Here is a 12,587-nt window from a genome sequence, read left to right as displayed (position 1 = left end):
ACAACCCGCGACGAGCAATAAGATTACAATCTTACTTAAATCTCTAACAAACAACTAAAGTAATATCATAAAATTATCAGTGATATTACTTAATAATTGAATTTTATATAAAAATTAACAACCTTAAATGCTCACTATTATTTTTGTTGAGGAAATAACCTTCGCTACTTCAGCCTTAATCTTATTCCATGCTTAGCGCTGTTAATTTTTGTGATTTTTAATCGCCATAAACGGGTTGGATCTAACACCATAATCGACGAAGTATTCCTCTCCCACCGCGATCTCTCGAAGAGTGACATAAGCCGTCAATTTGGAGTTCACCTGCACCGCTGCAACATTATTTTCGACCAGAAGTGGCTCTTTGGCTAACTTGCCAGTGCTAATGTTGTGCGCGCTGCTGCCCGCAGCCAAGGTGCCTGCGTTGAAACTTTCCAGGCTGCTTCCACCTTTATAAATAACAGTGTTCACTGGACCAGTGTTGTCCACTACTTTCCCCGCAGCCCCTTGTTCTAAAAATATGCCATCATAAAAATCTATTACCGTATTGGCAGCAATTGGCTCCGAGCCGAGATTAAAAACCCCTATCCCCATAATTATAATTTCATTGGCACGGTGTGGCAGAGAGTGCGGTTCAGAATTTTCCATCAAGCAATTAACCTGCCCGCCATTCTGAGATTTATCCTTTATTTGCTGATATAATTCGCTGACAATTTTTGCTTCCAGCTTTATACGGCTTTTAATAGGCATTTGCTGAAAAACCGTCTTCATGCCGCCCCAACTCGTCACCTTACTATTTTTAACCTCATTAGCAGAATCAAGACCCAACACCGCAACACTTGGATTTTGTCGAGGATTTTCAGGATGGTGATAAACAGGCAGGCTATTATCACTCACTGCGGCTTCCTGCAAACGAGGCTGGGTAATAATACGGCATTCCAATTCATTACCCGATTCATCAAGAGTAATTTCGACTATTCCCCTGTTTGACGGATCGATTTCCTTTTTTATCGCAATCATTGGAGTGTCTGGGTTTATGACTGGCTTTATAACTGGGTTCATCTGATGGCGAAGACGGAATTTCACGTAGGCCATAGCCTTACTTAAAGCTTTGGCACTGACCCCACAGCGGCTGGCAAATTGTGACCTGGTTATTCCTCTAGCCTCAAAAGTATGCTGATTAGCCAACCAGGCACGTGCGCTTTCTTTGCTATTTTTGCTGCAATTATGGCTCCTGACAATATTATCAACAAACGGTAAGTCTTTGTGCCTCGGACCTAAGGTTAACTGCGGCAAGTGTCTCTGTGGCTGCAAACATTTGATGAGCACAATCAAGGTTTGCGGAGGGACTTCAGCCAAGCGGGAAAACTGAAACGGGGTGATCCCCACGCCCTGCAGCGTGGTTTGATGCTGAATCCACGCCTGAGTTGCCTTGCGTGGTTCTCTTGCGCACTGTGCATCTCTAACCACCTGCTGACCCAAGGCTTGCTGAGACGCCGTCAGTGGCAATCGTGCCCGTTGCTCGTGAGAGATATAGTTCCTTAATGTATTCTCGTTAACACCACAAAAGTCGGCAAAGTCTTTAAGCTTGATATTATTACTAATCATGGTGGGCAGGTAATCTAGCCAGGCGCAGACAGATCTGGCCTTTGCCCCTAGGCAATCTGCGTGGTGAGTGATTTGGTTCAGTACCTGGTTTTGCTGCACTGTCAGCCTGTTGGTGACTTCCTGCTTTCTCATCTGCAGACACATAAACTCATGTCTGAGCCTTAGGTTGCAATTATCCAGTATTGACGATTGATTATCCGCTGTCGTGCTGGGCGACAGCGATAAGGGCATTTTGGTGCTGTGGCTGAGGTCTAGAATGTTATTTGAAATAGGATTAAAACTAGCGGCAGCCATTGATGTTGAATCGGCAGAGCCAATTAATACGCTTTCGCTACCTAATATAGAAAAATCACTCATTATTATTTAATTAAAATGTAATTGAAAGTTAGCACAATAATAACCTTTGCCGAGTGACTTATCTTTTATTTTTCACTCATCATGTCGAAATAAAAATGAGGCTATTAATTCGGCAATACGTTATTTAACAGACATGGCTTTTTTATTTACAAAATAACCCATTAATATTTAACCCGTATTGTTATTTTTATTATATGAAAAAAGCCCTTCTTCACAGGAAGAAAGGCGTGGGTAATAAAGCTGTCAGAAATTAGACGGTTTTAGAAATCGTAGGTCGCAGAGAGTTTAAACTCACGCGGATCGCCCTGTGTCAGATACCCGCCGGTAGCCGAGGCCCAGTATTTCTCGTTGGTGACATTCTCCATAGTCGCGCGCCAGGTCAGCGTGCTGTCTTTGAGCGGCATGGTATAACGCAAGCCCACGTCCAAACGGGTCCAGGCATCAACCTTCAAGGTGTTTGCTTCATCAGCATACTGGGAACCGGTGCGGATAAGCTTGCTGGTCGCCGTGACGCCGGTTAAGCCTGGTAAATCCCACTCGCCGCCCAATACCCACTGATAACGCGGAACGCCAACAGCGTCATTACCGTTGTAGGTTCCGCTTTGGGTCTTGGTGACATCCGGATTCATCAGCGTTGCGCTACCGTTGATGCGAACGCCCAGCACCGGCTCACCGAAGAAGTTCCACTCAATGCCCCGATTACGCTCTTCGCCGTAGTTGCCAAAGGTATAGCTATCGCCTTCAAGCGTGTACATCCCGATAGGTTTCTTGATTTCAAATAAGGCCAGAGAGGTGGCAACACGGCCAAAGTCGGCCTTCACGCCCACTTCATTTTGTTTGGAGGTTTCAATACCAGAAACTTGACCACCGTTGGTAACCGCTACGCCGCCATAGGTCGTTCCAGCCGTTTCACCCGCCTGTAGCGCTTCTATGTGGTTAGCGTAGAAGGAAATGTGTTCCCACGGCTTGATGACCAATCCAACTGCCGGAGTGACTTTTGTCTGGTCGAACGACGAACTTTCGGAACCGTCGTAGTTGTAGTTCATCACCATCACGTTTTGACGGCGCAACCCGGCTATCAACTGACCGCGACCGTCAAGTACGGACAAGGTATCGGAAAGCATTACCCCCTGCGAGCGCGTGCGGTTGGTAACGCCCGGATCAGACATATTGCCGCCGCTGTAAAGCGTGGTTGGCTGCACGTCGACGGCGATCGGATCATAAAGATTGCTGCTAATCGTGGTGCCGCTCAAGGTGTAGGCAGAACGCGTTTTGCGATACAGCGAGGTTACGCCCAGATTGACATGATGAGTGATAAATCCGGTATCAAATTTACCGCGAATACCCGCCTGCCCCGAAATGCTGTCTGCGCGATACGGCACCGTCATGCGGCTCATTTTAGTATCGCCGCTGTTATCAGTCAGCGTTGGCGAACTGTAGATCCCGTCTTCATGATCGTGATTTGCTCCACCAGCGGCGTAAACGGTCCAGTTATCGGAAAGATCATATTCAGCTTTCAACAGACCAAACTCGTTGGTCATGTCGGTGTAGGCCCACTTTTGGCCATAATTACTGGTGGCCTTGGGCGCGTCCGGGATCTCGGTCGCGCTGCCGAGATAAACTACCGGACGTCCACCGTGAATCGTTTGCCTGGTCACGCCAAAATCAAACGAGGTGCGGAAACGGTCGCTGCGATAGTCCAGGCCAACCGTGCCCATGGTCAGGCGCTTTTTCTCGTTGTCGATGGCCGTGTCGCCTTCGCGGTGTACCATGTTGACCCGCACACCAAACTGATTGTTATCACCAAAACGGCGGCCAACATCCAGCGCGCCGCCAATCTGCGACTTGGCATTGTAATCAACCGACACGCGATTGATTGGCTCGTCGGTGGCGTGTTTCGGTTCAATATTGACACTGCCACCTACGCCAGTGCCGCCGGGAGGAACGCCGTTCAAGAAAGCGCTTGACCCTTTAAGCAGCTCGACGCGCTCAGCCAGCTCCATAGGCACTACCTGCCGAGGCAAGATGCCGTAAAGGCCGCCGTACGCGATATCTTCACCGTCGAGTGGAAAGCCGCGAATCACGAAAGTTTCGGCATAATTGCCGTAACCATAGCCGGTTTGTACCGAGGCATCATTGTTTAACACATCGCCCAGAGTCCGGCTTTGCTGGTCTTGAATCAGTTTTGAGGTATAGCTGACGATACTGAACGGCACGTTTTGCGCGCTCTGCTCTCCCAGTATCCCCAAACGGCCGCCGTTGGCGAAACCGCCATCAAGATAGGCAGGTACCAGCTGGTCGCCGCCGGACTTAAAAGCTGTAGGTGATGCGGTGACTGTAATGGTATCACCGGCGTTGCTTGTCGCAGTTTTCGCAGGCGAAACAGTTTTGGCTATTGGGAAAACCACGGTGGCGGTGTTATCAACGTTGGCAGCCAGCACCGGCACACTGCTTAAGGTTAAGGCAGTAGAAATCGAAATAGATAGCAGCGTGCGTCGAGAAATTTTGCCTCGCGCCGCCTTATTTTGCTCGTGCATAATCAACCCTGGATGAAATGATAATAAGAATAGTTATTAGATCGATTCGGATTATGCTGAGTAAGATGAAAATTGCAAGTCCCTGAGCCGGGATTACACATTCCTTACCTGTTTAAAAGTCGATAAAAAACCCGGAAGCTAAAAGCGTTCCGGGTCAATGAAGGTTGCTATTGCGCTGTTTACGGAGGCTAAACCTTAGATTAGTTGGATATCTGACGAGGTGTTTGCTGAAATACCTAATAACATTCTTACCTGATTGACCAGCTCACTCATGCAGTCATCACTCATGCCGTAAGTTTTTAGCTCTTTCTCTAGCGCAAACAGATATTGCGCATTGGTCCCCAGCGGCCCGCTGGCTTTGGCGATTAGCGGAGCAATAACCTCATAGCGGGTATCAGACTCGAAAAACGGGTGCTTGGGATCCATGATAAACACCAGCGCCGTGACGGTTCGGCCATCAGTCAGTTCAAGCTCACACCAGGTCGGGCAGTAGCTGCCAGTGAGCATTTCACGTTTCCACAGCAGCTCAAGGTCTTCACGCAACTTTTCTTCCGGCAGGCGGAATGCCAGACCGGTAGTCATGCCGCCTTCAGTCAGCGCCAGCATGCGACCAGGTTGGGCATGGGAACCTCGCCCTGCGGTTAAACGAAGACAAAATGCGCGATGAAAACCGTGCAACGTGGCGGGGCAAGATTCTTCGGAGTCAAAGATAGGATTCCACATCAGCGATCCATAGCCGAAAATCCACACTGGGCTTTTGTCCGGTCTTTTCGCCAATGTACAGTCAAGCGAGGCCGAGCGCTGCTCTGCAGTCAGTAAAATTGACTCATCAATGCTGCCGAATGCTGTTTTGCAGTCTGCGTTACGCAGAAAATCTCGAGTTAACACCATTCAATACCTCCACTCATTAACCTTGCCATAGCTTTGTACGCGTCTTCTCCCCTACAAAGGATTCATATAACTTTAAATTTTATGCCCACACATAACTTAGGCTGATAGAACAAACCTTATTCGTTTATTAACCAGCAATCAAGAATGAGTTGGGTCACAAAACGAAAATAAACAATAAAAGTGTAAGAAAATGAGCATTAATTTGAAATAAACGACTCCGCCGCCGTTTCAGCGCCGGAGAGGTGAGAAAAAGATGAGGTTAATTGGTATTTTGCATCTGCTGGGTAAGCAACGTGCGCAGTGGAACGCTGCTTTTAATAATCGGGGATTTGATCACGATGTAGCTAAAATACTTGTCGATACCAATGTTCTTATCCAATAAAGATTCTATGACTTCCTGATAGTGTTCGATGCTGCGAGTGATGAAACGCAGCAGGTAATCATAGCCGCCAGTGATGAGATGGCATTCAATCAGTTCGTCATATTCACGGATACAGTTTTCGAATTTTGAAAACTCTTCGCGGCGATGTCCCTGCAGGGTTACCTCGGTGAACACGGTGACAGAATCAGTGATTTTTGGCAGGTTAACGTGAGCCTCGTAACCGGTTATATAGCCAGCACTTTCCAGCCGTTTTACCCGCTGCAGGCAGGGGCTTGGTGATAACCCTACCGCATCGGCCAAATTGACGTTGCTGATGCGACCGTCTTTTTGCAGTTGAACCAGTATATTGATGTCGATACGATCAAGTTTTAAAAAGCCGTTCATAGCACCTCACTGTCTTCTTGAGCGTCGACCCGGAATAAAGAGCAGGTTTCCCTCTGCGCCTGATTCGACCCTGAATGTCATAAAACCATTACTAGGATATACCACGGTTTTATGGGTAAACACCAGAGCCAGACGCAGAGAGTTCATTAGCCTGTTTTGTAACAAAACCCTATGAAATTTCAGGGGAAAATATTAGTCGAGACGGCCAGTTCCACGCGCCAGTGCGATATCAAAGATATGCATGGCTTCTTCAAGCTGCGCATCGGTGGTCACCAGCGGTGCCAGGAAACGAATCGTGTTGCGATACAGCCCGCATTTAATTAACAGCAGCCCTTCTTCGCAGGCGCAGTTAAGGATCTTTTCAGTCAGGGCCGCGTCCGGTTTGCCGGTATCGTAATCAACGATTTCTACCGCCTGCATAAAGCCAACGCCGCGAACATCACCGATACAGGCATATTTTTCAGCCAGTTGGCGCAGACGGCTTTCCAGCTGTTTGCCAAGCTCGACAGAACGTTCAAGCAAACGCTCGTTTTCCAGCACGTCGAGCACCGCCAATGCCGCAGCACAGGCCAGCGCGTTGCCGCCGTAAGTACCGCCGAGGCCGCCTGGGGTTGGCGAATCCATGATTTCTGCTTTGCCCACAACGCCAGAAATAGGCAATCCACCGCCAAGACTTTTCGCTACGGTTATCAAGTCAGGAGTAATATCCAGATGCTGGAAACCGAACATTTTGCCGGTGCGACCAAAGCCGGTTTGCACTTCATCACAGATTAACAGAATGCCGTGACGCTCGGTCAACTCGCGCAAGGCCTGCATAAAGGCTTTTGGCGCTGGCAAGAAACCGCCGTCGCCCTGCACCGGCTCAATTAAAATAGCCGCAACGCGATCGGGCAAAGTTTGCGTGGCAAATAAAGTATCCAGCGCTTTCAGGGAGTCTTCCGGCGTAATACCGTGGAACGCATTAGGATAAGGGATACGATAAATATCGCCGGGGAAAGGTCCAAAATTCTGCTTATAAGGCTGGCTCATGCCGGTAAGCGCACAACCTAATAACGTTCGACCGTGGAACGCGCCGTCAAATACAATCACGCCGGAACGATTAGTATAAGAACGGGCGATCTTCACGGCATTTTCTACCGCCTCGGCACCCGAGGTAAACAGCACTGACTTATAATGCTCGCCTTTGCCAACTAATTTATTTAAGCGTTTTGCCAATTCAATATATGGAGGATAAGCCACGACCTGGAAACAGGCGTGAGAAACATTTTCCAGCTGACGCTGAACGGCTTTAACTACTTCAGGATGATTGTGCCCAACGTTTAATACGCCGATGCCGCCTACAAAATCGAGATAGCGACGACCGTCGTCACTCCACACTTCCGAGCCTTTGGCCTTGGCGACCACCAGGCTATGTGCTGTCACTACTCCGCGTGGAACATGTTGTTCACGCAGCGCAAGCCAGTCGATATCATCTTCAGTCACAGGTTGTGTGCTTAATACATTGTGCATTGCTATACCTCATCCGGTTAATTCGGGCGCTGTCAGAATTTGAATCAGTATCTCAATACACCGCTTTATTTCGTGCCGTAATGACGGTTCAGAAAAAATATCATGCGGTAATTAGGCGCTGACAGCGCAGGAGGTATCTTTAAATCTCAATCATGCCGGTTTCCACGCTAAATAAGCGCGATTCACCGGCGGCCAATTGCAGCAAAGTCCCTGCTTGCTGCGCTGCAAGAAAGCCTTCCGGGCGACAGGTGGCAGGCAGAACGAATGCCGCAACCTGCTGATCGGCATTATTCAATATCCAACGCGTGGCGTGACTGAACTGCCGAGTATCAAACAGCGTGCTGAAACCATAGCCTAATGGCGAGGAAATACTGAAACTGACCTTTTCGCCATATTGCGGCAGGTTATCGGCAAAAAAAACAATTTCAGGATCGCACATTTCCGGACGATTCATCCCATCAAAGCGGGTCGGTTCCGCCTCAAGCCCGCGGGTATAATCAAGCCATTTCGGGGTTGGGTGGACGTGTCCCGGAATTGAGGTCCGCAGCCTGAAAGCCTCGTCAGGAATCGTTTGGGCAAACACGCCGTCGGCCACCCAGGCATAGTTCATATGACACATATACTGAAGCGGCATCGCATTGCCTGAAAGATTAGTCACCGCCATGTCGATACACAGCCGGGGCCGGTCCGCCAATAGAGTGACTGCCGGATTAGCCCGATAATGGTGCCCAAAACCTTTGATATATTCCACTTCGCCGCGCAGTGAAACACCCTGTTCGTCGAGTTCCAGCCAGGCGCTGTCCATGCGAGCGCAGGCCATTTCGCCGTGCAAGGGATGAGTATCTTCCGCAGCCGGACATCCATTAGCCAGCAAGCCTGAGTGAAAGGCAAAACAGCCGTAAGTATCGACAATATCTTTACCGGTCAGTGGCTGCTTAAAGCCGCTACCCATAGTCAATGAACGACCATCAAAGGTGGCATCCCAGACAATCTGCCCGTAATACGGCAACACAGTCACGGTTCCACGGCTATTGTTCAGCTTTACGGCTTCAATTCCACTAGGATATCGAAATAGCTCGACCTTAAATTTATCGTTAGTCAACAACACCCGCGGCGTGTCGGTAAACATTGCCGTGGTCAACGGTATAGTGGTTTTCATTGTGCTTCCCCGGCCAGATTTCCCTGGGTTGCGGGCTGTTTTTTATGACGCAGCTCGCCCCAGAAGTAAAAACCGACCCAGGCGAAGCACAGCAGCGATACGCCAAACGCCAGCTGCATAGAGCCGGTGCGGTCAGAAACCAGTCCCTGTAATGCAGGTACAAAAGCGGCACCAACGATAGCCATCACGATAAATGCGCCTGCTACTTCTGTGTATTTATTATCAACGGTCGACAGCGTGCCGGCATAAATGGTCGCCCAGCAGGGTCCGAAGAGCACGCTGACGAAGACTGCCGCATAGACTGCCGTGAAGTTGGGTACAAACATCACATAAAGCAGCGTGGCGACGCCGATGATCGAATAAGCAATCAGCACTTTTTCGGCGCGGAAACGGGTCATCAGGAAGTTGGCGACAAACTTGCCGATAAAGAAGCAGATAAAGCTATAAATCATAAAGTTGGAGGCATGGCGCTCGTTAACTGCCCCCAGATTCAGGGCGAGACGAATGGTGAATGACCACACGGCAACCTGCATGCCGACATAGATAAACTGAGTAATAATGCCGCGTTTAAAGTGACGATTTTTCGCCAGATAACTGAAGGTTTCCCCCAGACTCGGCAGCTTTTTCTCGGCACTCTTCGGCTTGCAGCGCGGATAACGCGTCATCAGGAACAACACCATGACCACAACCAGAACCATCACCAGATATTTGTAAGGTGCCAGCGTATGCTCCAGCATCGTCAGGCGAAACTGATGCAACTGTTCTGCGTTGAGACCTGCCATCTGGCTGTGCAGGCTATCACCGTCCTGAAACACCAGATATTTACCCAGCACAATGCCCATCAGCGCGCCAACCGGGTAGAAAGTCTGACTGATGTTCAGGCGCAGCGTGGCGTAATCGCGGTGACCAATCATTGAACTGTAAGTGTTGGCCGCGGTTTCAAGAAAGCTCAGGCCGATGGCAATCGCAAAAATTGCCGCCAGAAACATGGTGTAAGTCGCCATGTGTGAAGCCGGGTAAAACAGCACGCAGCCGACAATGTACAGCGCCAGCCCAAGCAAGATAGCAATCTTGTAGCTACTGCTGCGGATAACCAGCGAAGCCGGGATGGCAATCAGAAAATAGCCGCCGTAGAACGCGCTTTGCACCAGCGCGCTGGCAAAGTCACTAAGCTCGAAAACACTTTTAAACTGGGTGATCAAAATATCATTGAGGCTGGCGGCGCATCCCCACAGCGGGAACAGGCAAGACAGCAGAATAAACTGCAGCAGTGGCGTCTTGTTCAAATAGCCATCGGGTTGTTGAATGATGTTCTGGTGCATGATGAATCCTCAGTTAGCAGTGAGAAAACCATGAAAAGTATCGGCATCGGGGTATGACAGCTGAGTTCCCCGTTGGGTAACGCTGCAGGCGGCATAGGCGGAAGCCGACTGCATGGCTGCGGCAATATCGCCATCTTTGACCAGGTAATGGGCGAAGCAGCCAATGAAGGCATCGCCCGCGCCACTGGTATCCACCGCCTGCACCGGAGTTGGGCTGACACGATGAATTTGATCACCTTGCATCCACACCGAACCACGGTTGCCCAGAGTAATAATCAAGTTTTTCAAGCCGCGTCCCAGCAGCATACGCCCTGCCCTTAGCACTTCTTCTTCCGTCGCCGTGGGTAAACCGGTGAGGATCTCCAGCTCGGTTTCATTGGGCATAAAGAACTCGCACTGGCAGGCATAGTCGATATCAAGGTCGGCGACCGCAGGTGCCGGATTGAGGATCACGGGAATGCCATGCCTGCGGGCAAAATCGATGGCGTAATACACCGTCGGCAGCGGGATTTCCAACTGCAAGACGATAAGACGGCAGGCTTTTAGCGCCTCGGCGGCGGCATCAATATCAGCCGGAGCCAGCTTTGCGTTTGCCCCTTTGATAATCAAAATGCGGTTTTGCGACTGGTCGTCGACAAAAATTGGCGCTACGCCGCTGGAAGTTCCCGCTGCGACCGTGACGTAGCGCGTATCAATGCCAAATTGCTGCAGATTTTTTACCGTATTTTCAGCAAATAAATCTTCACCTACCTTGCTGACCATCATGACTTTGGCACCCAGTTTGGCAGCGGCGACGGCCTGATTGGCCCCCTTTCCCCCACAGCCCAGCGCGAAGTCCGGCGCTTCCAGCGTCTCTCCGGCTTTAGGCATCGAATTGGTGTAAGTAATCAGATCAACCATGTTTGAACCAATGACGGCAATTTCCATCACATCTCCCCTGTAAAATTAAATCTATAAATGTTGTAGAAATAACAATAACAGCGGTTGAATGTTAAATGCGTGACATCAATCCCACTCTTGAGATTACGTTGTACGGGGCTTAACGAGTTAATACCGCTGATGTCAAAATGTTATAATTTTAACAAAATAGGCGTTTTTGACAGAAGAGCTTTGAATTTACGACGCTTTTAAAGTGAATTGAGTAAACCGGATTACTGAGGAGGCGGCGAACGAGAATCAAGCAGAGAGTTCAACAGTAAAACCGGCAACTCATGCTGCCGGATTAAACTGATAGTAAAACGGGAAATTCGAGAGATTAAGCCCCCAATTGACACCTGACTACCTCGGCAAACCAGCGCACGCCGTGAGTAATGATGTTGTCATTGAAGTCATAGCGCGGGTGATGCAGCGGGGCGAGTGGTTTCGCGCTGCCGTCGCCCTGTCCAAGCCACAGATAAGCGCCCGGTTTTTCCTGCAACATAAACGAGAAATCTTCCGATGTCAGCGCCGGTTTTGGGGCCACGCTGGCATCCAGTCCGGCAGCGCGGGCGGCTTTTAGCGCAACTTCGGCTTCTGCCGGTGTATTGATGGTCGCCGGATAGTAGCGGTGATATTTCACGTCGGCGTCGAGGCCGTGCGCGGCGGGAACGTGTTCTGCGATACGGCGCAGGCTGGCTTCGATAATGTCCTGCGCGCGCAGGTCAAAACTGCGCACCGTGCCGGTAATTTTGGCTTCCGCCGGGATCATGTTATGCGAGAATCCGCCCTGCACCTGCGTAACAGTCAGCAACGCCGGATCAGTCGGGTCGATGCAGCGCGAAACGATAGTATTCAGCTGCACCACCAGCTCGCTGGTCGCCAGCATCGTATCTGGTGACAGGTGAGGCTGCGCCGCGTGACCGCCTCCGCCGAAAACGCGAATATCAAACCGGTCAGCTGCCGCCATAATTGGCCCTGAACGTGTCTGCGCTACGCCCTCTGCCAGTTCTGGCCAGTTGTGTACCGCAAATACGCTGTCACAGGGGAAGCGGCGAAATAATCCGTCATCGATCATCGCTTTAGCCCCGGCCTGCCCCTCTTCGGCGGGCTGGAAGATAAAGTTTACCGTGCCGTCAAAATCAGCGGTTTTAGATAATAGCCACGCCGCGCCGAGCAGCATGGTGGTATGTCCGTCATGGCCGCAAGCGTGCATGACGCCGGGATTCTGGCTGATATAGTCCGGCGTGCCTTGCTCGACAATCGGCAACGCGTCCATATCGGCACGCAGCCCAACGCTTTTACCCCCGGTTCCCTTGCGTAATACGCCCACCACGCCGGTTTGGCCGATGCCTTCATGCACTTCAATACCCAATTCACGCAAAAATTCTGCCACCACTTTTGCGGTGCGATGAACCTCGAATCCCAGCTCGGGATGGGCGTGCAAATCGCGGCGAATATCAGTCAGTCGGGAAAGTATTTCTGCGATTAATGATTCGTCGCCAGTGGCGGCAATACTGCTCATA

Annotated in this window: 9 protein-coding genes; all 9 read right to left on the bottom strand. The window is 50.2% G+C overall.

Features of this window, described 5'->3' with window-relative positions:
- Positions 1-201 precede the first annotated feature (201 nt).
- A complete protein-coding gene (locus tag AB3G37_RS10935) occupies positions 202-1,962 on the bottom strand; it encodes a hypothetical protein (RefSeq protein ID WP_369790701.1) in 1,761 nt (586 codons plus the stop codon).
- Between the two features lie 260 nt (positions 1,963-2,222).
- Positions 2,223-4,499 (bottom strand): TonB-dependent receptor, encoded by a 2,277-nt coding sequence (locus AB3G37_RS10930; RefSeq protein WP_369790700.1) that lies wholly within the window; start codon positions 4,497-4,499, stop codon positions 2,223-2,225.
- A gap of 195 nt (positions 4,500-4,694) precedes the next feature.
- Complete coding sequence (locus AB3G37_RS10925; protein ID WP_369790936.1) at positions 4,695-5,387, bottom strand: gamma-glutamylcyclotransferase; 693 nt, start codon at positions 5,385-5,387, stop codon at positions 4,695-4,697.
- Between the two features lie 262 nt (positions 5,388-5,649).
- Positions 5,650-6,156 carry an Lrp/AsnC family transcriptional regulator gene (locus tag AB3G37_RS10920; protein ID WP_009636219.1) on the bottom strand — a complete coding sequence of 169 codons (507 nt, stop codon included), beginning with the start codon at positions 6,154-6,156 and terminating at the stop codon, positions 5,650-5,652.
- A 192-nt stretch (positions 6,157-6,348) separates the two neighbouring features.
- Positions 6,349-7,665, bottom strand: a complete 1,317-nt coding sequence (gene gabT, locus AB3G37_RS10915) for a 4-aminobutyrate--2-oxoglutarate transaminase (protein WP_009636220.1) — start codon at positions 7,663-7,665, stop codon at positions 6,349-6,351.
- A gap of 139 nt (positions 7,666-7,804) precedes the next feature.
- Positions 7,805-8,824 carry an aldose 1-epimerase family protein gene (locus AB3G37_RS10910; RefSeq protein ID WP_369790699.1) on the bottom strand — a complete coding sequence of 340 codons (1,020 nt, stop codon included), beginning with the start codon at positions 8,822-8,824 and terminating at the stop codon, positions 7,805-7,807.
- Positions 8,821-10,146 (bottom strand): L-fucose:H+ symporter permease, encoded by a 1,326-nt coding sequence (gene fucP, locus AB3G37_RS10905; protein WP_369790698.1) that lies wholly within the window; start codon positions 10,144-10,146, stop codon positions 8,821-8,823. The genes AB3G37_RS10910 and fucP overlap by 4 nt, the downstream gene beginning before the upstream one ends.
- A gap of 9 nt (positions 10,147-10,155) precedes the next feature.
- Positions 10,156-11,073 carry a ribokinase gene (gene rbsK / locus AB3G37_RS10900; protein WP_369790697.1) on the bottom strand — a complete coding sequence of 306 codons (918 nt, stop codon included), beginning with the start codon at positions 11,071-11,073 and terminating at the stop codon, positions 10,156-10,158.
- Between the two features lie 328 nt (positions 11,074-11,401).
- Entirely contained in the window at positions 11,402-12,586 is a 1,185-nt protein-coding gene (locus AB3G37_RS10895) for a M20 aminoacylase family protein (protein WP_369790696.1), read from the bottom strand.
- Between the last annotated feature and the right edge of the window lies 1 nt (position 12,587).

This window comes from Rouxiella sp. WC2420 (assembly GCF_041200025.1).
Lineage (GTDB): Bacteria > Pseudomonadota > Gammaproteobacteria > Enterobacterales > Enterobacteriaceae > Rouxiella.
The sequence above is the reverse complement of the archived record's forward strand: the minus strand, read 5'-3'. Positions and strand labels throughout refer to the sequence as shown.

Excerpts from the sequence above, each read along its gene's own strand:
- AB3G37_RS10935 (WP_369790701.1), bottom strand. The coding sequence starts at position 1,962 with ATGAGTGATTTTTCTATATTAGGTAGCGAAAGCGTATTAATTGGCTCT.
- AB3G37_RS10930 (WP_369790700.1), bottom strand. The coding sequence starts at position 4,499 with ATGCACGAGCAAAATAAGGCGGCGCGAGGCAAAATTTCTCGACGCACG.
- AB3G37_RS10920 (WP_009636219.1), bottom strand. The coding sequence starts at position 6,156 with ATGAACGGCTTTTTAAAACTTGATCGTATCGACATCAATATACTGGTT.
- gabT (WP_009636220.1), bottom strand. The coding sequence starts at position 7,665 with ATGCACAATGTATTAAGCACACAACCTGTGACTGAAGATGATATCGAC.
- AB3G37_RS10910 (WP_369790699.1), bottom strand. The coding sequence starts at position 8,824 with ATGAAAACCACTATACCGTTGACCACGGCAATGTTTACCGACACGCCG.
- fucP (WP_369790698.1), bottom strand. The coding sequence starts at position 10,146 with ATGCACCAGAACATCATTCAACAACCCGATGGCTATTTGAACAAGACG.
- rbsK (WP_369790697.1), bottom strand. The coding sequence starts at position 11,073 with ATGGAAATTGCCGTCATTGGTTCAAACATGGTTGATCTGATTACTTAC.
- AB3G37_RS10895 (WP_369790696.1), bottom strand. The coding sequence starts at position 12,586 with ATGAGCAGTATTGCCGCCACTGGCGACGAATCATTAATCGCAGAAATA.